We start from the raw sequence: 20,280 nt of genomic DNA, 5'->3' as shown, positions 1-20,280 counted from the left end.
GGCGGGGCAACGAGGCGCGCCCAGGACCGTTCCCGCAAGGAACGCCCCGCTTCGTGAGGCAACTTGGCCGGCCCGAGCGGATGGCCCGTCTCGCGCTCTCAGGAATGGGCGAACAGCGGCTTATGATTGATTAAGACTAACATTCGAATGCGCCACGTCTCGGCTGGAAGTGACGGCACAGCAAAGCCCGGTGCGGTATGTAACGACAAGACGGAATACCGCGCGGGCGTCGCAGGGATGATGGACCGGACGCGCTGCGCGAGGGCAGGGCCTGTCGGGCATGGATGCTGGAACGCAGAGGGCGTCGGCTGACACCACGCGCATGGTGTGGATCGATTACGCGCGCGGCATCGGCGTGATCCTGGTCGTCTACGGTCATGTGCTCGGCGGCCTGGTACGCCCAGGCATCTTTCCGGACGGCGCGCTGGCGCGCTGGATGGACTACACGCTCTACACGTTCCACATGCCGCTGTTCGTTTTCCTGGCCGGCCTGAATGTGCAGCACAGCCTGCGGAAGGGCGCGCGCTCCTTCCTCGAATCCAAGCTCTGGACCATCGCCTATCCCTACGTGCTGTGGTCGCTGATCCAGGGCGGGACCACGATGCTGCTGGCGCGGGATGCCAACATTCCGATCCATCCCGGCGATCTCGCTGCGATCTGGTATCGCCCGATCGCGCAGTTCTGGTTTCTCTACGCACTGATGCTCTGCCATTTGATCGCGGTGCTCGTCCCGTCACGGACGGTGCTGGTTTCACTGGCGGTCGCAGGTTTCGCGATTTTCCTCATGCTTCCTGTCCGGCCGGATCTCGCGCTGACCTTGCATCACCTGCCGTTCTATGTCGCTGGCCTGTACGGCGCCCGCCTGATGGCGGAATGGCGCCCGCGGGGCTGGCCGCTGCTGATCATGATCACCGCAGCGTTCGCCGCCGCGGTGGCGCTCGGCGGGGAGCTGTCCGGCATGGACGCCAACAGCCTTGCCTCGCTGCCCGCCTGCGTGCTCGGAATCGCCGGCATGGTCGTGCTGTGCCGGCTGCTCGACCCCACGCGTCACCGCTGGCTCGCCGCCGTCGGCGTCACGTCGATGACGATCTATGTGCTGCACATCCTCGCCGGCTCGGGCATGCGCATCATCATGCTCAAGGCGCACATCCCGACGTGGCCCTGGCTCTATCTGTTGGCCGGAACCGCGGCGGGTGTCGTGCTTCCTCTGATCGCCCATGTGGTCCTGCAGCGATTGCATCTGCTCGCGCTGGTTGGACTTGCGGCGCCTGCCAAGCGCAAGGCGCGATCTGCGGCGATCGCGCCGCGTGTCGCGTCCGATCAGGCCCCGGTCTGATGCTGCTGTCGGCCGACGGCGGGCTGGGACTGGCCGGCCGTCTGGTCGCTCGGGCAGGCCATCGCGACCAGCATCCAGAACAGCGCCGACACTTCGCCCGAGGAGATGCTGGTGAGCGGCAGCTGGATCAAGAGCGCGCTGATGGCGAGCGCGCCGAGCACGACGCCCTCGCGCGTTGGCAGCCGCCAGGCGGCACTGGTGGCCGTGAGACCAACCCAGATGTAGGCCGCGAGGCAGATCAGCCCGACCGGGATGCCCATCGTCACCCAGCTTGCGATGATCTGCCCGTCGATCGGCATCGTGCCGGCGACGCCGACGTCCAGGATGGTGAAGCCCGATCCCAGAACCATGCTGTTCGGTGCATTCCACAGCGTCACGAACTCTTCGAGCCGCTCGCTGCCGCTGCTGTCCTGCGACACGCTGCCGAGCGACTCCAGACGGGAGGTGATGACGTCCGCGAACGGCGTGAACAGCACGGTCACGACCACCGCGGCCAGCAGTCCGAGCGTCAGCGACGCGGAGCGCATTCGCGTGGCGGGAAAGAACAGGCAGAACAGGACGCCCACGGCGAGCGTGATCCAGCTGGTGCGATAGAGCGACAGCAGCAGGCCGAGCGCCGCCGGCGCCATCACGGCCATGGCCAGCCATCCCGGCCGCAGGAAGCCGACCAGCAGCAGGCCGGTGGCCGTGAAGGTCGCATAGCTGGCAGGACCGTTCATCGTGCTGAATACGCGCACCATATAGGGCAGCGGATAGCCGGCCGAGGTGATGCTGGCATTCACCATCCAGAACCGGTCCCAGTCCTGCGGATCGACATACTGCCAGATGCCGTAGAGTCCGGTGAGCGGCAGGACCAGCATGAACGCGCGCGTGATCGCGTCGATCAGGACGGTGTCGGATCTTGCCTGCTGCTGCAGCGCGATCGCATAGAGCACCGGCGCGGCCCATTTCATTCCGCCATTGGCGGCGTTGAACCAGTCGTTCTGGAACATCGACAGCGCGCCGCCGTAGAGGATGCAGGCCAGGATGATGAGCGGCGGCACCAGCCACGGATTGCGCGAAGCGGCCTTGTCCGCCGGCGAGAGGACGAGGCTCGGGATCGGCGCGAGGATGAACAGCAGGGGACCGCTCAGCATGATGCCCGAGGAGTCGAAGCCCGCGGAGACGTCGACCAGGCGACGCACGAACGGGGCGAAGGCAAACATGAGGATCGCCGACTGGACGTGAGCCGCGGCGTTGCGGCGCCATGCAAACCAACCCGTGAGGGCGCAGCCGAGGATGAAGACCGGTCGCACCAATCCGCCGAGGGCAGGGACAGCGAGGATCGTTCCCGCCAGCAGAAGCGCGGTCGGCCAGCAATCCATTGCCATGGCGGCGAGCGGCCGCGCGTCGATTCGGCTTTCCTTCATGGCAGCGGACTATAATGGAAAAGCCTGTTTGCGACCTGTCTCCGCGAGCGAGCGCGTCCAATGGTCCTGCGTCACAACCCCCGTCATTCCGGGGCAAGGCCGCCGGCCTTGAACCCGAAATCTCGAGATTGTCTTGCGTCCACCATGTCGAGATTCCCGGTTCAATCCTCAACGCGCAGCCGCGTCGCGGCTGCGCATTGAGAATTGCCCCGGAACGATGGTGGACGACGTGATCGTCCAATTCCTTGTTACAGAGCCAAACTCTCCTCGTTGATGGGCTGGAGCCGATGCGAAGCGTATCGATGTCAATCGTTGCCGGTCTGTGGTTGCTCTGCTGGGCCGTCCCAGCCGACGCCGCGGAAGTGCTGCCGCCGCGCGATCTCTGCCTGCCGACCACCTCGGCCAAGTCGCGCGACGGCAACTGCGTATCCTGCGCCGTGGGCGCGATCTCGACACGACCGAGCTTTCAGGCCCTGGTGGCGCAGGTGCGTGCGCGTGCCGCAGTCTTCGACGACATCGATCGCCGGATCGACGGTGCGAGCGACGATCCCGAGGTGCAGAACCTGCTGAAGGGGCGCAATCTCGCGCAGGTGCTCTACGGGTCGGACGCGGATTTCATCGCGGGCGGAAATGCATCGCGCTGTCTGCTGCCGGACAATGAGGAGGCGCGCAGCCAGGCCACGCCGGTTCCCTGCGAATCCATTCCGCGCGACGGGCTGGTGGTGCTGCTGACCGCAGGGCAATCGAACATCGCCAACAACGGTGCGCCGGATCGGAGCGGCAAGCTCTATCAGCCGCGTCACCGGTTCTATAATTTCGACCGCTTCGACGGCCGCTGCTACGTGGCGCGCAACCCGTTGCTCGGGACCACGAGCGACGGAGAGAACGTCGCCACCCGGCTCGGGGACGAACTGATTGACCGCGGGCTTGCGAAGACCGTCGTGATTGCGCCTGCCGCGATCGGCGGCACCTATGTGGAGGAATGGCGCGCCCGCGGCGGCAAATATTTCGAGGTGCTGCTGTCGACCCTTGCAGGGCTGCGCGACGTGGGTCTCGAGCCGAGCGCGGTGCTCTGGCATCAGGGCGAAGGTAATGCCTTTGCGTTCGCGACCAACGGGGCGGAGGACGGCACGCACTTGCAGGTGACCGCGAAGATGAAGGAGGCGGCACGGCTGTCCTACCTGCGCAATGATCTCGAGATCATTGCGGGCCTGCGCGCCGCCGACGTGACCGCGCCGATCTTCGTGGCCAAGGCGACGCTCTGCGGCACCATTCCTGACGAGATCATCCGGTCCGCGCAGGCCGCCGTGCCGAACCCCTCGCTCGGGGTCTATCCCGGTCCGGACACCGACCAGATCGGGCTGCCGCTGCGCCACGACCGCTGTCATATGAGCCGCGCCGGCACCGAGCAGCACGCAAAGATGTGGGCCGATCGCCTGGCCGACTACTGGAAGTCCGCGCCGCGGAAGCCCTGAGCCGCGGCACTCAGCCGAGCTTCTGATCCCGCGCGTCGTGCGTGGTTTCGCTGGCCGATTTCGTCGCGGCCTTCTCGGCGCCTTTCTCTGCGCCCTTGCGACTCGCGATCGCCGCGACCTTGCGGCCCGAGATCTCGCTGCCGGCGTCATCCGGCATCTGCCAGAAGAAGAACGACGACAGCGCCGAGGTGATCGCGACGACGATGAAGGCCGGCGCGAAGGAGGTGGCGGTCAGCTCGCTCGCGCCATGCGCCCACATCGTGGTCTCCACCGAGAACGCGCCGACGGCGACGCCGGCGGAGATCGCGAGCTGCTGGTTGACGCTGGTGAGCGTGGTGGCGCGGCTCATCTGCGCGGTCTCGACCTCGGCATAGGCCACCGTGTTGATCGCGGTGAATTGCAGCGAGCGGAAGAAGCCGCCGACGAACAGGATGATGACGATCAGCAAGAGCGGCGTCGCCGGCGTGAACAGCGCGCAGGCGGCGAGGAAGACCGAGCTGACGACGGCGTTGACGGTCATCAAATGGCGGAAGCCGAAGGCCTTGATCAGCCGCGCCGCCAGCGCCTTCATGCCCATCGCGCCGGCCGAGGAGCCGAACGTCACGAGGCCGGACTGGAACGGCGACAGGCCAAAGCCGAGCTGCATCAGGAGCGGCAGCAGGAAGGGCAGGGCGCCAATGCCGAGCCGGAACATGAAGCCGCCGACGATCGAGGCCCGCAAGGTGGGCAGCCGCAGCAGCGAGAAGTCGAGCACCGGCGAATTGGTGCGCCAGGAGTGCCGGACATAGAGCGTCATCGAGATCGCGCCGATCGCGACGAGACTGCCGACCACCGACCACGGCAGCAGGTTGAGGCCGGCGACTGAGAGGCCGAAGGCGAGGCCGGCGAGGCCAATGCCGGCGAGCACCATGCCATAGAGATCGAACGGCTCTGGATTGTCGCTCTTGATCGGATCGATGAAGCGCAGCGCCATGATGATGCCGACGATGCCGATCGGGATGTTGATCAGGAAGATCCAGTGCCAGGAGAAATAGGTGGTGATGAAGCCGCCGACCGGCGGCCCGATCACGGGCCCGATCAGCGCGGGGATCGTCACCCAGGCCATCGCGCCGACCAGCGCGCTCTTGTCGACGGAGCGCAGCAGGACGAGACGGCCGACCGGGGTCATCATCGCGCCGCCCATGCCCTGCAGGATGCGCGCGAACACGAAATTCTCGACGGAGTTGGCGAGCGCGCAGCCGATCGAGCCGATCATGAACACCGCGACCGCGATGGAGAACACGCGCCGCGCGCCGAACCGGTCGGCGGTCCAGCCGCTCGCCGGGATGAACACCGCGAGCGACAGCAGATAGGAGGTGATCGCGAGCTTCAAGGTCAGCGGGCTGGTGCCGATATCCCTGGCGATCGCCGGCAGCGAGGTCGCGATGACCGTGGAGTCCATGTTCTCCATGAACAGGGCGGTGGCGACGATCAGCGGAATGATTCGTTGCTTGTTCATCGAATCCTGGGGAGGGCAAGGAGGCGGAGCCGGCGCCGGGGCTTTAACACCCTGCGACGAACGGGGCCATTGCGCTGCTGGCATGGCCCCCCAAATGCAGCGCGACGCTGTCGCGTCCTGTGTTTTTGGGAGATGTGCCGATGATCTACCTGCTCGCCGCGTTGGTGCCGCCGCTGGGTCTGCTGCTCAACGGGCAGCTGTTCGCGGCCATCTTCAACCTGCTGCTGTGTGTGGTCTGCCTGGTGCTCGGCCTGTTCTTCCACGTGCTGCTGCTGGTGCCCTCGGCGCACGCCCTGATCGCCGTGCACATGCGGCGGGAGGACCGGCGCCACCGCGAGGTGGTCGACGCCATCCGCCGCTACGGGCCGCCGCCGGGCGCCTGGCGCTAGCGGCGGAACTTCTGCCCCGGAATCGGGGCTTTGGCGACGTTTTGTTGCGCATCTGGGGCCGATCCGGGCCGTCTTTCGCAATCGCGGGAGGAGGGCGGATCGGCCCTTTGATTCGTCACAGGCCCATGCTATCGACCCGCGTCAACCCCACCGATGGGCTCCGATTCGACGGCGAGGCATGGTCTCGACGGCGGCGCCGCTCATCCTTAGATCCCATCGCGGCCGGTGAGGCCGCAGACAAGGAGTTGACGATGGCGACCGTGCAGACACTTCGCGAAGCCTTCACCTTCGACGACGTGCTCTTGAAGCCGGGCCTGTCCGATGTGCTTCCCTCCGAGGTCGACATCCGCTCGCGCGTGACGCGCGAGATCCCGCTGAACATTCCGATCATGGCGTCCGCCATGGATACCGTCACCGAGGCGCGCATGGCCATCGCCATGGCGCAGGCCGGCGGTGTCGGGGTGATCCATCGCAATTTCGATCCCGAGGGCCAGGCCGCCCAGGTGCGCCAGGTCAAGAAGTTCGAATCCGGCATGGTGGTGAACCCGCTGACGATCTCGCCGGACGCGACGCTCGCCGACGCGCTGGCGCTGATGAAGGATTACGGCTTCTCCGGCATCCCCGTGGTGACCGGCGGCAGCAAAGGCATCCCCGGCAAGCTGGTCGGCATCCTCACCAACCGCGACGTGCGCTTCGCCACCGATCCGCGGCAGAAGATCTCCGAGCTGATGACGCATGAGAACCTCGTCACCGTGCGCGAGGGCGTCGGCCAGGACGAGGCCAAGAAGATCCTGCACAAGCACCGCATCGAGAAGCTGCTCGTCGTCGACGATCAGTATCGCTGCGTCGGCCTGATCACTGTCAAGGACATGGAGAAGGCGGTCGCGCATCCGCTCGCCTGCAAGGACGCGCAGGGGCGGCTCCGTGTCGCCGCCGCGACCACAGTGGGCGAGGGCGGTTTCGAGCGCACCGAGAAGCTGATCGAGGCCGGTGTCGACCTCGTCGTGGTCGATACCGCGCATGGCCATTCCTCGCGCGTGCTGGAAGCGGTCAACCGTATCAAGCGCATCTCCAACGCAGTGCAGGTGATCGCCGGCAACATCGCCACCCGCGACGGCGCCCAGGCGCTGATCGATGCCGGCGCTGACGCCGTCAAGGTCGGCATCGGCCCGGGCTCGATCTGCACCACCCGCATCGTCGCCGGCGTCGGCGTGCCGCAGCTCACCGCGATCATGGATGCGGTCGAGGCCGCCAAGAAGGCCGACGTGCCGGTCATCGCCGATGGCGGCATCAAGTTCTCCGGCGACCTCGCCAAGGCGCTCGCCGCCGGCGCCGATGTCGCCATGGTCGGCTCGCTGCTCGCCGGCACTGACGAGACCCCCGGCGAAGTGTTCCTATGGCAGGGCCGCTCCTACAAGGCCTATCGCGGCATGGGCTCGGTCGGCGCGATGGCGCGCGGCTCGGCCGACCGCTACTTCCAGCAGGACATCAAGGACACCTTGAAGCTCGTGCCGGAGGGCATCGAGGGCCAGGTGCCCTACAAGGGCCCGGTCGGCAACGTCATGCATCAGCTCGCCGGCGGTCTCCGTGCCGCCATGGGCTATGTCGGCGCCAAGACGCTGGAGGACTTCCACGCCAAGGCCGAGTTCGTCCGCATCACCGGCGCAGGCCTGCGCGAAAGCCACGTCCACGACGTGACGATCACGCGCGAGAGCCCGAACTATCCGGGCGGGGCGTAGGCTCGACGGAGTTCGCGGCCGTCCTTCGAGACGCGCGCCCAAGTGGGCGCGCTCCTCAGGACGAGGAGTCTTGGCGCAGCGAAGCTTTCAACCCTCATGGTGAGGAGCGCCGCCTCTTGCGGCGCGTCTCGAACCATGAGGCCACCAAATCTGCCGATTACAACCAACAAAGAAGAGGAAACACCATGTCCCAAGCCAAGCGCATCGTTCTCGCCGCGCGTCCCGTCGGCGAGCCCAAGCCGTCCGATTTCCGCCTCGAGGATTTTGCCGTGCCGACGCCCGGCGCCGGCGAGGTGCTGCTGCGCACGATCTGGCTGTCGCTCGATCCCTACATGCGCGGGCGCATGAGCGACGGGCCGTCCTATGCCCAGCCGGTGCCGGTCGGCGGCGTGATGGAGGCGGGGACCGTGTGCGAGGTCGTGGCCTCCAACAATCCCGGCTTCAAGCCCGGCGACATCGTGCTGGCGCGCGCCGGCTGGCAGACGCATGCGATCTCCGACGGCAAGGGCTTGTCCAAGGTCGACCCGAGCCTCGCGCCGATCTCGACCGCCGTGGGCGTGCTTGGCATGCCCGGCATGACCGCCTACACGGGCCTCCTGGACATCGGCCAGCCCAAGGCGGGTGAGACCGTCGTCGTTGCCGCCGCCTCCGGCGCGGTCGGCTCGGCCGTGGGCCAGATCGCCAAGATCAAGGGCGCCCGCGCCATCGGCATCGCCGGCGGCAAGGACAAATGCGACTACGTTCGATCCGAATTCGGCTTCGACGACTGCCTCGACCATCGCGATCCCGATCTCGCCGCCAAGCTGAAAGAGGCGTGCCCGAAGGGCATCGACGTCTATTTCGAGAATGTCGGCGGCCCGGTGTTCGAGGCGGTGTTCCCGCTGTTCAACGCCTTCGCCCGCATGCCCGTCTGCGGCCTGATCGCGCATTACAACGACACCCAGTCGGCCTCGCCGAAATGGGCCGGCGCGCTGATGCGCAACGTGCTGACCAAGCGGCTCCTGATCCGCGGCTTCATCGTCTCCGACTTCGCCTCGCGCCATGGCGACTTCCTCAAGGACATGTCGTCCTGGGTCCGCGACGGCAAGGTCAAGTACAAGGAGCACGTCACCGAGGGCCTGGAGAACGCGCCGGAGGCGTTCATGGGCCTGCTAAAGGGGGCAAACTTCGGCAAGCAGCTGGTGCGGGTTGGGCCGGATAAAGCCTGAGCCACACTTGATGTGATTCTTCAGCGCGACCGCAAAATCACGGGAACCACAGCCCCTTATCGGGAGTCCTGAGGGAACCGGTTCATCAGAGGGCCCGGCAATCATGCCGGGCCTTCGTCATTCCAAAGGGGGATTTTCGATGTCGCTGCCCATGGTGCTGCTGCCCGTCTTCGTCGAGGTCGCGCTCACCTTCGTGCTCCTGTTCTGGAATAAGAGGCGCGGCCAAGCCACGGACGCCGCCGACGAATTCGGCCTGCCGACCCTGTTCTATGCCCTGATCGCGATTGCGCTGCCGCTGCGGCATGCCGATCTGGTGATCGTGCTCCTGTCCTGGGTGTTCGTCGTCACCCGCTTCGTCAATGCCGGCTTTGTGCGCGGGGCAGACAAGCGCGGGCTCGCCTGGACCGCCTCGGCGCTGGTGCTGCTGGCGATGTGGCTGTATTTCGCCCTGAAGATGCTTCTCCTGATCTAGAACGGAATACCGTAATGACCCCCGCCGCCCGGCTGTCCGCCGCCATCGACATCATCGAATCCATCGAGGCCAACAGGGCACCGGCGGCCAAGGCGCTGAAGGATTGGGGCACCAGCCACCGCTTCGCCGGCTCCGGCGACCGCGCCGCCATCGCGGGGCTGGTCTGGGACGTGCTCCGCCGCCGCGCCTCCAGCGCCTTTGTGATGGAGGACGACACCGCGCGGGCGCGGGTGCTCGGCATGCTCAAGCTCGAGCGCGGGCTGGACGTGCCCACCATCGCCGCGATGTGCGACGGCAGCCGCTTCGCGCCGCCGCCTCTCACCGCCGCCGAGGAGAAGGCGCTGGCCTCGCGCACCACCGAGGGCGCGCCGCCGCCGGTCGCCGGCGACTATCCCGACTGGCTCGACCCGTATCTCGCCGCCGTGTTCGGCGACGACCGCATCGCGGAGGCCATGGCGATGGCCAGCCGCGCGCCGCTCGATTTGCGCGTCAACGCGCTGAAGGCCAAGCGCGAGAAGGTGCAGGCCTCTCTGAAGCATCTCGGCGCCCAGCCGACGCCGTGGTCGCCGCTCGGCCTGCGCATCACGCTCGGGGCCGACGCGCGCAATCCCGGCGTTCATGCCGAGGAGGATTTCATCAAGGGCGCCATCGAGGTCCAGGACGAGGGCTCGCAGCTCGCAGCACTCTTCACTGCGGCCAAGCCCGGCGAGCAGGTCATCGACCTCTGCGCCGGCGCCGGCGGCAAGACCTTGGCGCTCGCGGCAATGATGGGTGGCAAGGGCCGCCTGATCGCCACCGACGCCGACAAGCGCCAGCTCGCCCCCATCCACGAGCGGCTGTCGCGCGCCGGCGTCCACAACGCCGAGATCCGCACGCCCAAGGGACCTATTAAGGGCGACGCCGACCCGCTCGCCGACATCAAGGCCTCCGCTGATCTGGTCGTCATCGACGCCCCCTGCACGGGCGCCGGCACCTGGCGCCGCAACCCCGACGCCAAATGGCGCATGCGCCCCGGCGCCCTGGAGATCCGCCGCAAGGACCAGGCCGAGGTGCTGGAGCGCGCCGCGGGCCTGGTCAAGCCCGGCGGCCGCATCGCCTACATCACCTGCTCGGTGCTGCAGCCGGAGAACGGCGACCAGGTGCGCGCCTTCGTCTCCCGCCACCCCGAATTCACCATCCAGCCCCCCGACCAGACCGCCACCGTGCTCTGGGACAAGGCCGAGGCGTTCGCCGAGGCCGCGCTGAAGTCGGACGAAGGCTGGCTGATGACCCCCCGCCGCACAGGGACGGACGGGTTTTTCGTATCGGTGTTGAAGAAGGCCTAAGCCCATCCGCCGTCCGCCGGTCCCTCCGCGGTCAAGCTCTCTCCGCCGTCATTGCGAGCGTAGCGAAGCAATCCAGGGGCTCGGGTGGGACTCTGGATTGCTTCGCTTCGCTCGCAATGACGGGCGGGGCGACCGTGCCCCCACCGCGGCGCCGCTGAATCTGATCTGCGTCTGAGCCGAGCGGGCGCCCCACGCACACTGCGCTCCCTTCCCCCTTGTGGGGGAGGGTTGGGGAGGGGGGTACCCAGCATAGACTGCCGCCGGGGACCCCCACCCCCAACCCCTCCCCGCCTAGCGAAGCTTCGCTTCGCGCGGGGGGAGGGGAGCCTACTGCGCCCGGCGCAATGGCGTTGCCGCCCGCTGCCAAGGACGTCGTCATTCCCTGGGAATCACGGCCTCACACGCCCGTTCCAAGGGTTGCGGGACTCGTGCTCTCGGCGTAATTCCTTGCCATGACAGCCCCAGCCAACAACACCCCGACCGCCGCCGCCACCGACACCTCCGTGGCCGCGCTCCACGACAAGATCCTGATCGTCGATTTCGGCAGCCAGGTCACGCAGCTGATCGCGCGCCGGGTGCGCGAGGACGGCGTGTATTGCGAGATCGTGCCGTTCCAGAAGGCGGAGGCCGCCTTCCGGCAGATGAACCCGAAGGCCGTGATCCTCTCCGGCGGCCCCGAATCCGTCCACGAGGCAGGCTCGCCGCGCGCCCCGCAGCTGATCTTCGATTCCGGCGTCCCCGTAATGGGCATCTGCTACGGCCAGATGACCATGGCAGCCCAGCTCGGCGGCACCGTCGAGGGCGGCCACCACCGCGAGTTCGGCCGCGCCGACGTCGAGGTCAAGACCAACAGCCTGCTGTTCGACGGCGTCTGGCAGCCGGGCGAGCAGCACCAGGTGTGGATGAGCCATGGCGACCGCATCACGCAGATGCCGCCGGGCTTCTCGGTCGCCGGCGTCTCGCCGAACGCGCCCTTCGCCGTGATCCAGGACGAGACGCGCAAGTATTACGGCCTGATGTTCCATCCCGAAGTGGTGCACACGCCTGACGGCGCCAAGCTGATCCGCAACTTCGTCCGCAACATCGCCGGCCTCGGCGGCGACTGGACCATGCACGCCTTCCGCGAGGAGGAGATCAAGAAGATCCGCGCGCAAGTCGGCAAGGGCAAGGTGATCTGCGGCCTCTCCGGCGGCGTCGACTCCGCCGTCGCCGCGGTGCTGATCCACGAGGCGATCGGCGACCAGCTCACCTGCGTGTTCGTCGATCACGGTCTGCTGCGCCTCAACGAGGCCGAGACCGTCGTCGATCTGTTCCGGCACCACTACAACATCCCGCTGGTGCATGTGGACGCCTCACAACTTTTCCTCGGCGAGCTCGCCGGCGTCACCGATCCGGAGCAGAAGCGAAAGACCATCGGAAAACTCTTCATCGACGTGTTCGAGGCCGAGGCCAAGAAGATCGGCGGCGCCGATTTCCTGGCGCAGGGCACGCTCTATCCCGACGTGATCGAGAGCGTCTCCTTCACAGGCGGCCCCTCGGTGACGATCAAGTCGCACCACAATGTCGGCGGCCTGCCGGCGCGCATGAACATGAAGCTGGTCGAGCCCTTGCGCGAATTGTTCAAGGACGAGGTCCGCGTGCTCGGCCGCGAGCTCGGCCTGCCCGACGTCTTCGTCGGCCGCCACCCGTTCCCGGGCCCCGGCCTCGCCATCCGCTGCCCCGGCGAGATCACGGTCGACAAGCTCGATATCCTGCGCAAGGCCGACGCCATCTACATCGACGAGATCCGCAAAGCCGGCCTCTACGACACCATCTGGCAGGCTTTTGCGGTGCTGCTCCCCGTCAAGACCGTCGGCGTCATGGGCGACGGCCGCACCTACGACTACGTCGTGGGCTTGCGTGCCGTCACTTCGACGGACGGCATGACCGCGGATTTCTATCCGTTTGATATGAAGTTCCTGGGCAATACCGCGACGCGCATCATCAACGAGGTGAAGGGCGTGAATAGGGTGGTGTATGACGTGACCAGCAAGCCGCCGGGGACGATTGAGTGGGAGTGATAAGCTTATATCTGGTCCCGCATAAGCGGAACTGATTGACCCGATAAAGTACGGGACTTGAGGCTATTGGCTCGCCCCAGCCCCAAGAGTGAGTGGAGGAGAGTGCACGTTCCGGTAGTGTAATTCTTGTATTTCATCGTGATATCGGTAAGTCTTCCTCAAAAGGGGGGGCAAGTTGGGCAACGGGAGCAATCAGTTCACTGCTGCTGCATCCGCGGTCGGGTACCTTTATCAGGCTCGGCTAGCACTTTTATTATGTATTCCGCATGTGAATAGTGGTGTGCAAGTCGAGGTTTCGATAGAGCGCCTTGATGATGTGTCCTTCGAGACAGGCGGTACGCCTTTCGAACTGCTTCAAACCAAGCATCATATTCATAGCGTTGCTAATCTAAGTAACGCGAGTCCTGATCTATGGAAGACGCTGCGGGTTTGGGCGCAGGCGGCGAAAGATGATCCATCTTTGCCGTCTCGCACAAGACTCGTGCTCATAACAACAGCAACCATCCCCCCACAATCGGCAGCCGCCTTACTTCGTGCACCGGGAGCCTATCCGTCAGGAGAAAAGCGTGATCCGAAATTGGCAAACGAAATACTGACTGAAATCGCGCAAAAGTCAGAAAACGCGGCGCTGGCGCCAGCATTCGCGGCATTCCTCGCGTTGGCGGATCCGATGCGATCGTCACTGTTGAGCGCGGTGGAGGTTCTCGACAGCCAGCCGATAATTAGCGAGCTAACTGGCGAACTAGAGCGCAGTCTCAGATTGGTCGCCCCCTCCGGTAAAGCGGCCGCGGCGCGCGAAGCTCTCGAGGGATGGTGGTGGCCTACGATATGCGCCGCGCTGACGAAGAGCCCCTCTCAGCCGATTCCGATCGGCTTAGTCGAGGCTAAGCTTGACGATATTCGGGATTCATTGAAGCGGGATGCCTTGATCGCAGACTTCGAGAATGCCGAGCCTGATGAAGCGGATTACGCGGAGTACGACGGCTTTGCTTTCGTGCATCAATTGCAGATTATTGGCCTTGGTGGAAATCGTCTGCGTTTCGCGAAGCGCGACTTTTATAGAGCGTTTGCTCAGCGTTCTAAATGGACTCGTGAGCACGTGGTGCTAGACGATGAGGTAAAGCAGTTTGAACAAAGGTTGGTCGAGGAGTGGCAGCCTCGATTTGAAGCTATGTGCGATGAGTATAGTGGGGCATCGCCAAAAGAACGATCGCTAAAGCAGGACGGACAGGCGCTCTACCAATGGGTTGAAAACGAAGCTCGTTTTCCATTTCGCTCCTTGACAGCACGCTTTCTGAATGTCGGATCTTATCATATTCTAGCCAACGTTCTTCGAGTTGGCTGGCATCGGGATTACATCTCACTGTGCGGCGGGGAGGAGTGAGGTGGTCGGGCGCACGAGCTTTGAACTAGCTTGGCGGGATAGGCCGCAAGAGGAGGCAGCTCATTTTAATCCGGCATTTTGCGGGGAGCTGCTCTTTAGAGCCGTCAATGAATTTCGTCAGCGCTCTGATCTATCCATGCCGCTTCCGTACACATTCGTTATCTTGCCGTTGGTCCTTCATCCCGTTACCCGGAGGGCGCTTCCCGGTCGAGCTGATACTGCCTTCGCTTCCTGGGCCGCTGAAAATGAAACTACGCTAAGTGTGCTTCCGGATCGGATACTGCGCCTAAGGCCCGTAACGAGAGAGTCGCTCCTTTTCTTGTCCCAGCACGAGGCAATAGGGATCGGCCCAGACGGAGTAATAGTTGGAGCGCGACCTATTAGGTTGAGTGCGAAGCCTTCATCGACAACAGATGAAGTTCATGAGATCCGGAGGGCCGCCGGGCTTTTGGGGCGTTGGCTTAGCAATCAAGGTGGCCCTGCTGCAGTCTTGCAAACATTCGGGGTGCGAGTTTGAGCTTTCAAATCAGAGCCATTGCAATCTACTCCAACGACGGTGAACGCCGGGATGTGCGTTTCAATCTCGGTGCGCTAAATATTGTCACGGGTGCGTCAAAGACGGGGAAGTCGGCTCTATTGGATATTGTCGATTATTGTTGGGGGCGCTCAGAATGCACGATCGCCGAGGGTGAAATCCGGCGGAGCGTTTCCTGGTTTGCCGTTCTTTTCGATCGCGACGGCGAGGGTATTCTAGTTGCAAGGAAGAATCCCGGCCCTGCGGGTAAGGCCAGCGATGAAATTTACTTTGAGCGCAACGCGGATGACTTGCCGGAAACCAGTGCTTCGCTAGTAAAAAATTCTACTGCAGAAGGTGTGCGGCAAAGGCTTTCGGCTATCCTGGGCATAGCAGAAAACTTGTACGTTCCTCAGCCTGGAATGACGAGGCTTCCTCTTGAGGCATCAGCCAGTCAGGCGATATTTTTCTGTCTTCAGAATCAAGACGAAATTGCAAACCGCCGCTTGTTGTTCCACCGGCAGGGCGAGGAGCGCATTCCGCAAGCAATTAAGGACACCCTACCGTACTTCGTCGGAGCGATGGGGGAGGACCATTATTTGAAGCAAAAGCGGTATGAGGACGCTCGCCGCCGACTGAGGAGCTTGGAGCGTCAGTTTGTTGATGCGCGAATGATTGCCGACGAAGCGTCTGGAACTGCCCGCAATCTTTTGCAGGAAGCTAAACGGGTTGGTTTGCTGCCGCTCGACGCCTCATCAGAATCGCTTGCTGGAATCCGGAGCCTCTTGAGCGAAGCGGCTGAGCCGCGATCCCTTGGATATGCGACGATGGATGATCCGTCATCTGACTTGACGGACTTGGAGCAGCGGCGTCGTCGCATTCGATCTGAACTGCAGGAGCTGCGGGACGAAATTAAGGATTTGCAGCGATTGGCTCGAGAGGCGACCGAATTCGAGGTTGAAGCTCGCGAGCAGCACGCGCGGCTGGCTTCTATCGGGCTGGTTGGGCACGGAGCGGATGGAAGCGGGATCTGTCCTCTGTGCGAAAGTCAACTGGATGTTCCCGTCCCCTCCGTGGAGGAAGTTAAGCGTTCGCTCCATCGGTTAGATCAGCAGCTTAGCAGTGTACGCCGTGACAATCCCCGCCTTCAGGGGCGTATTGCAGAACTTGAAGCGAGACGAACAACATTGGAGGAAGAGTTGTTCGCCGTCCAACGAGATATAACGACGCGAATTGCCGACAATGAGCGTCTTCGTATTGAGCAAGACCAATTCACGGAACAGGCGCGCGTGGCAGGACGCATCGGATATTATCTTGAGAACGCACTTACGTTGTCTGACGGCGAGGGGCTGCGCCTGCAGATTGCGAGGGTAAGGGCTGAGGTGGTTGAGTTAGAGGCTGCGTTGGATCAGGAGGCCATGGAGGAGCGGCTAACTACCGCGCTTGTTTTGGTAGGCCGCGATATCACCGCTTACGCTGGCCGGCTCCAGCTGGAGCACGGTGAAAACAGTCTTCGATTGGATAGAAAGAATCTTACGGTCGTTGCTGATACCGTGCACGGACCTCTATCGCTGCCTCAAATCGGTAGTGGAGAGAATTGGGTTGGTTATCATGTGGCGGCACATCTGGCTTTGCATAAGTACTTTCGTGCCCTAGATCGGCCAATCCCAGCCTTCCTCATGCTGGATCAACCCTCTCAAGCGCACTATCCAAAAGAGAAAGACTTGGGCGAGGTGTCGGGCATTGAGGATGAAGATCAAGTTGCGGTAACGCGATTGTATAGGTTGATGTTCGAGTACTGTATGTCTTTGGCCCCTAAAATGCAGATCATTGTCGCAGACCATGTCGATCTCTTGCAGGATTGGTTTCGTGAGTCGACGGTTCAACGTTGGCGCGACGGCATCAAGCTAGTGCCAATGACTTGGTTGCGATAAGTCTGTATTCCCATCGATTTCGCTATTTGAGAATAGCTATCTTGACAAAAACGCCTTCATCGTTCAGCTGACCATCCGCCCGACGGGCAATCCCCGCATGCCCCGCATGCATCAACTGCCCGTCGTGCCAGTTTGTCGCGCACTTCTCCCTTGTCACGTCGGGCAAATCACCTTCACATTCTCCCGCATCCCGGCTCGCTGAAGAGGGACGTTTCGCGATCGTCATGAAGCGTCGAGCCGGAGATGCGACGGGCGCGTTGCTCTGCAGCCGGGTGTCGCAGCCCGTGCCGACGAACGGAGCGAGGCGACGGCGAAGTGGTGTGGTCCTGGTCTCCCGACGCTGAGACCAAGCCGGTGGTGATGATCCGCTGGCGACGGGGGCAAGACAGCCGGTCCCCGGGGAGAGCGCCTATAACCCGCAAAACCGTCGCGCAGGGAAGGCCGGATATTGGGCTGAACCTGTGGTTCTACCGCGTGCTTATTTGCTGCACGCGGACCGCGGGTATCAGTCGGTACCCGGTCTTCCCTGCGCCTCTTCTTTGTTGGGAGAGGTCGATCGATCGCACAACTCGGGCGCATGCGGCCGCGAGACGGCTCCGCCATGCCTGCTGTTTGACACGTGGAGAAAGCTGGCCGTGACGATGCCCCGTGCCGGCATTGCACGAGAGTGCCGAACGGCGATGACGAGGCCATCTTGCTCCGAGGGAAACGCCGAAAGGCTCCCGCGGCAAGACGCGACCGTTGGTCGTTAGCGACAATTGTCGGGCCGGGTGCCAACGGTGATGAGCTCTGGTCGTGTTCGAGGGAAGCTGACGTCATTTCTCGCTCAAGGCCGCGACCGGCTGCCACGCGGTGTCGCCGGCATCGGCGAGCATGCGCCTGCTGCGCTCCAGCATCACGGTCGCGGGGCCGTCGTGGGGACGGTCCATCAGCACCTGCGCAAATCCGGCCACGGCGCCGGCGAAGTCGCGAACGCGATAGCGCGCCAGAGCGCGCTCATATTGGACGATCCAGGGCGGATGCTGGCCAGTCGGTGCATCGGCTGCGGGCGCGACCAGCTCATAGGCCGCCAATCCCTGCTCGCGGCCATAGACGCCGATGCGGTCGACCTCGCGGACGATGATCGATCGGCCGACGCTGTTCGCGGTGGCCTCTCCCATCAGCGCCGTCGTGCCGTAGGCCTTGTTGGCGCCTTCCAGCCGGCTGGCGACATTCACGGCGTCGCCGATCACGGTGTAGTTCAGCCGCAGCTCGGAGCCGATATTGCCGACCAGCATCCGGCCGGTGTTGATGCCGATGCGGATCCGCAACGCCTGTCCGAGATCGTCGACGAGACCGGCCTCGGCGATGGCGCGCTGGCAGGCGAGCGCCGCGAGACAACATCGCAAGGCGTGATCGGACTGCGGCTGTGGCGCGCCCCAGAAGGCCATCACGGCGTCGCCGATGAACTTGTCGATCGTGCCGCCATGCGCGACGACGACCTCGGAGACCAGGTCGAGATAGCGCGACAGCAGCCCGACGATGCCATCGCCCATGCGCTCCGACAGGCCGGTGAACCCGGCGATGTCGATGAACATCACACTGAGCTCCTGCAGCGTTCCGCCGGGCTTCGCCTCGACGCCCTGGCGCAGCAGTCCGCGGACCAGATCGGTCGGAATGAACTTGCGGAACGCCGAGAGGCCCGACGCCATTTCGGCGATGGCGCCCGACAGGCTGCCGATCTCGCGCAGCCGCGATGGATGGCGGCGCACCGCTTCGAGCGCGAACGCCTCGACGTGGCGCAATTCGCCGACGACCCGTGCGAGCGGGACGGCGATCATGGAGCGCACCAGGATCGCCGAGGCGATGGCCGCGAGCGCGGCGCCCGCCACCAGCATGAGGATCAGCCGGTGCAGGGTGGCCTGTACGGGCCCGAGAAACTCGGCTTCGGGAAGCACCGTCGCCAGCCGCCAGCCCGGGAACGGCAGCGGCGTCACCGTGGTCTCATAGGCCTCGGCCGCATCGACGAGACGGCTGCGCCAGGCCTCGTCCATCTTCTGCGCGATGGCCATGCCAACCGCCTGACGCGCCAGAGGCAGCAGCGCCGGCTGCTCAGCCTGCGCGGGGTTGATCTCGTCAGCCTTCGCGTCGGGCGACGCCACCAGCGCACCGCTGCCGTCGAAGATGAAGGCGGCTCCGGTACGGCCGACCTCCAGCTGAGAAAGGAAGCGCGACAGCCGCGTATACTCGATGATGATCGCCAGCACGCCCTGCCGTTCCTGGTACACGTCGATCGGCCCGGCGAACGCAATCGCCGCGCGCTCGCCGGTCGGATGCTCCGCGATCTTGAACCAGGACGGACCGTCGGCCGCGATCGCGGCCTTGAACCAGGCCTGGTCCGTGACGCGGAAGCCGGTCGGTACGAAGCGGCGGCTGGCGAATTCGATGTCGCCGGGCACGACATCATACTCATCGATACGGCGCTCGCCCGCATGATCGGTCAGCGAGATTTCCATCATCTCCAGCCGGCGATCGCCGAGCTTGTGCGCGGCGAAGAACGAGCCGTCGGGCCAGCCGAACGCCGCCCAGGAGATCGTCGGATGCGACTGCAGCTGCGAGAGAAACACGAACTCGCGCTTGTCGGCCTCGCGGGTCTCGAGCACATTCTGCAGAAACAGGGTGCGGATCGCGGTGTGCGCCGCGTGCGCCTGGTCGACGATCGATGCGACCTCCTTGCGGACGGCGGCAACGATCTGGTCGTTGATGGTCGAGGCCAGCTGGCGGCTGGTCGCGTCGGCCGTGCGCCACCACACCAGGCTGCACGCGACCGCGGTGAGCAGGATGGCGGCCAGCACCATCGCCGAGACCACCACGCGAATGCTGACGGTAACTCCGTAGGCGGTGGACCGAGCTTTCCGATGCGACGTGTGCGGAGCCATCGTCCATCCTCCATGCCCGGCCGACATGCCTTGATCGCCTTACGTCCCGACGGCTCCGCCCGTTACGTCAGGTCTCTGCACGCTCTGCGCCGAGCAGGCCAATGCGCATTGGCTCCCGCGGCCATAGACACAAGGCATTGGCGCACGGCCATCGGCTCCGGACTAATCCATACCGGCGCAGCACGACGCGGGCGCATATCGAATGTCTCACGGATCTGTGATCGGACCGTTGCTAACGGCGGTCGCGATCGCTCCGAAGGAGACAGTGCAATTCGCCGGTCCGGGCGAAGCAAACCGAGAGGAGACTTGAATGTCCACGAAGACCACCATCACGTCGCTCGCGCTGGCGGGCGCCGTCTCGACCGCACTTGCCACGCTCGCTGCCGCCGGGCCGCTGACGAAGGCCGAGGTCGATGCCGCCGTCGCCGCGAAGAAGGAGAAATGTTTCGGCGTCGCCTTGAAGGGCCAGAACGACTGCGCTGCCGGCCCGGGCACGACCTGCCAGGGCACCTCGACGACAGACTACCAGGGCAACGCCTGGAAGTTCGTCGCCGGCGGCACTTGCGCCAACATCGAGCTGCCCAACGGCAAGCGCGGATCGCTGAAGCCGATCTGAGCT

The 20,280-nt window shown here is 64.5% G+C and carries 16 protein-coding genes; 12 read left to right on the top strand and 4 right to left on the bottom strand.

Annotated features, from left to right (window positions below; all coding sequences use genetic code 11):
• Nucleotides 1-322 precede the first annotated feature (322 nt).
• Nucleotides 323-1,336, top strand: a complete 1,014-nt coding sequence (locus ACQR0Z_RS31120; protein WP_434921178.1) for an acyltransferase family protein — start codon at nucleotides 323-325, stop codon at nucleotides 1,334-1,336.
• Here ACQR0Z_RS31120 and ACQR0Z_RS31115 read toward each other — a convergent pair.
• The gene (locus ACQR0Z_RS31115) at nucleotides 1,321-2,745 is read right to left on the bottom strand and encodes an O-antigen ligase family protein (protein WP_434921177.1); all 1,425 of its coding nucleotides are present in this window, start codon (nucleotides 2,743-2,745) and stop codon (nucleotides 1,321-1,323) included. The two genes, ACQR0Z_RS31120 and ACQR0Z_RS31115, sit on opposite strands and share 16 nt — an antisense overlap.
• Before the next feature lie 302 nt (nucleotides 2,746-3,047).
• On the opposite strand from ACQR0Z_RS31115, the gene ACQR0Z_RS31110 reads away from it, so the two are divergent.
• Nucleotides 3,048-4,220 (top strand): sialate O-acetylesterase, encoded by a 1,173-nt coding sequence (locus ACQR0Z_RS31110; protein ID WP_434857485.1) that lies wholly within the window; start codon nucleotides 3,048-3,050, stop codon nucleotides 4,218-4,220.
• Nucleotides 4,221-4,230: 10 nt separating this feature from the next.
• On the opposite strand, the gene ACQR0Z_RS31105 is transcribed toward ACQR0Z_RS31110, so the two are convergent.
• Complete coding sequence (locus tag ACQR0Z_RS31105; protein ID WP_434921176.1) at nucleotides 4,231-5,718, bottom strand: DHA2 family efflux MFS transporter permease subunit; 1,488 nt, start codon at nucleotides 5,716-5,718, stop codon at nucleotides 4,231-4,233.
• Between the two features lie 140 nt (nucleotides 5,719-5,858).
• On the opposite strand from ACQR0Z_RS31105, the gene ACQR0Z_RS31100 reads away from it, so the two are divergent.
• The 9 genes from ACQR0Z_RS31100 (at nucleotide 5,859) to ACQR0Z_RS31060 (ending at nucleotide 16,743) form a co-directional block, all read left to right on the top strand.
• Nucleotides 5,859-6,107 (top strand): hypothetical protein, encoded by a 249-nt coding sequence (locus ACQR0Z_RS31100; RefSeq protein ID WP_434921175.1) that lies wholly within the window; start codon nucleotides 5,859-5,861, stop codon nucleotides 6,105-6,107.
• 251 nt (nucleotides 6,108-6,358) lie between these two features.
• A complete protein-coding gene (gene guaB, locus ACQR0Z_RS31095) occupies nucleotides 6,359-7,846 on the top strand; it encodes an IMP dehydrogenase (RefSeq protein ID WP_315719632.1) in 1,488 nt (495 codons plus the stop codon).
• Between the two features lie 185 nt (nucleotides 7,847-8,031).
• Nucleotides 8,032-9,054 (top strand): NADP-dependent oxidoreductase, encoded by a 1,023-nt coding sequence (locus ACQR0Z_RS31090; RefSeq protein ID WP_434921174.1) that lies wholly within the window; start codon nucleotides 8,032-8,034, stop codon nucleotides 9,052-9,054.
• 139 nt (nucleotides 9,055-9,193) lie between these two features.
• Nucleotides 9,194-9,526, top strand: a complete 333-nt coding sequence (locus ACQR0Z_RS31085; RefSeq protein ID WP_434921173.1) for an MAPEG family protein — start codon at nucleotides 9,194-9,196, stop codon at nucleotides 9,524-9,526.
• Between the two features lie 14 nt (nucleotides 9,527-9,540).
• Complete coding sequence (locus ACQR0Z_RS31080) at nucleotides 9,541-10,851, top strand: RsmB/NOP family class I SAM-dependent RNA methyltransferase (protein WP_434921172.1); 1,311 nt, start codon at nucleotides 9,541-9,543, stop codon at nucleotides 10,849-10,851.
• Nucleotides 10,852-11,303: 452 nt separating this feature from the next.
• Nucleotides 11,304-12,911 carry a glutamine-hydrolyzing GMP synthase gene (gene guaA / locus ACQR0Z_RS31075; RefSeq protein WP_434921171.1) on the top strand — a complete coding sequence of 536 codons (1,608 nt, stop codon included), beginning with the start codon at nucleotides 11,304-11,306 and terminating at the stop codon, nucleotides 12,909-12,911.
• A gap of 280 nt (nucleotides 12,912-13,191) precedes the next feature.
• Entirely contained in the window at nucleotides 13,192-14,295 is a 1,104-nt protein-coding gene (locus ACQR0Z_RS31070) for an ABC-three component system protein (RefSeq protein ID WP_434921170.1), read from the top strand.
• 1 nt (nucleotide 14,296) lies between these two features.
• Nucleotides 14,297-14,812 (top strand): three component ABC system middle component, encoded by a 516-nt coding sequence (locus ACQR0Z_RS31065; protein ID WP_434921169.1) that lies wholly within the window; start codon nucleotides 14,297-14,299, stop codon nucleotides 14,810-14,812.
• Nucleotides 14,809-16,743 carry a DUF3732 domain-containing protein gene (locus ACQR0Z_RS31060; protein WP_434921168.1) on the top strand — a complete coding sequence of 645 codons (1,935 nt, stop codon included), beginning with the start codon at nucleotides 14,809-14,811 and terminating at the stop codon, nucleotides 16,741-16,743. The genes ACQR0Z_RS31065 and ACQR0Z_RS31060 overlap by 4 nt, the downstream gene beginning before the upstream one ends.
• A gap of 22 nt (nucleotides 16,744-16,765) precedes the next feature.
• On the opposite strand, the gene ACQR0Z_RS31055 is transcribed toward ACQR0Z_RS31060, so the two are convergent.
• Together ACQR0Z_RS31055 and ACQR0Z_RS31050 are read right to left on the bottom strand one after the other, a co-directional pair.
• Nucleotides 16,766-16,969: a hypothetical protein gene (locus ACQR0Z_RS31055; protein WP_434921167.1), complete on the bottom strand. Its 204-nt coding sequence runs from the start codon at nucleotides 16,967-16,969 to the stop codon at nucleotides 16,766-16,768.
• A 589-nt stretch (nucleotides 16,970-17,558) separates the two neighbouring features.
• Nucleotides 17,559-19,580: an adenylate/guanylate cyclase domain-containing protein gene (locus ACQR0Z_RS31050; protein WP_434921242.1), complete on the bottom strand. Its 2,022-nt coding sequence runs from the start codon at nucleotides 19,578-19,580 to the stop codon at nucleotides 17,559-17,561.
• 391 nt (nucleotides 19,581-19,971) lie between these two features.
• Between ACQR0Z_RS31050 and ACQR0Z_RS31045 the strand changes: the two genes are divergently transcribed.
• Nucleotides 19,972-20,277, top strand: coding sequence for a BufA1 family periplasmic bufferin-type metallophore (locus ACQR0Z_RS31045; RefSeq protein WP_434831343.1), 306 nt, complete (start codon nucleotides 19,972-19,974; stop codon nucleotides 20,275-20,277).
• Nucleotides 20,278-20,280 lie beyond the last annotated feature (3 nt).

The sequence above is a fragment of the Bradyrhizobium sp. HKCCYLS3077 genome, from assembly GCF_051167555.1.
In the GTDB taxonomy this organism is placed as follows: Bacteria; Pseudomonadota; Alphaproteobacteria; order Rhizobiales; family Xanthobacteraceae; genus Bradyrhizobium.
The sequence above is the reverse complement of the archived record's forward strand: the minus strand, read 5'-3'. Positions and strand labels throughout refer to the sequence as shown.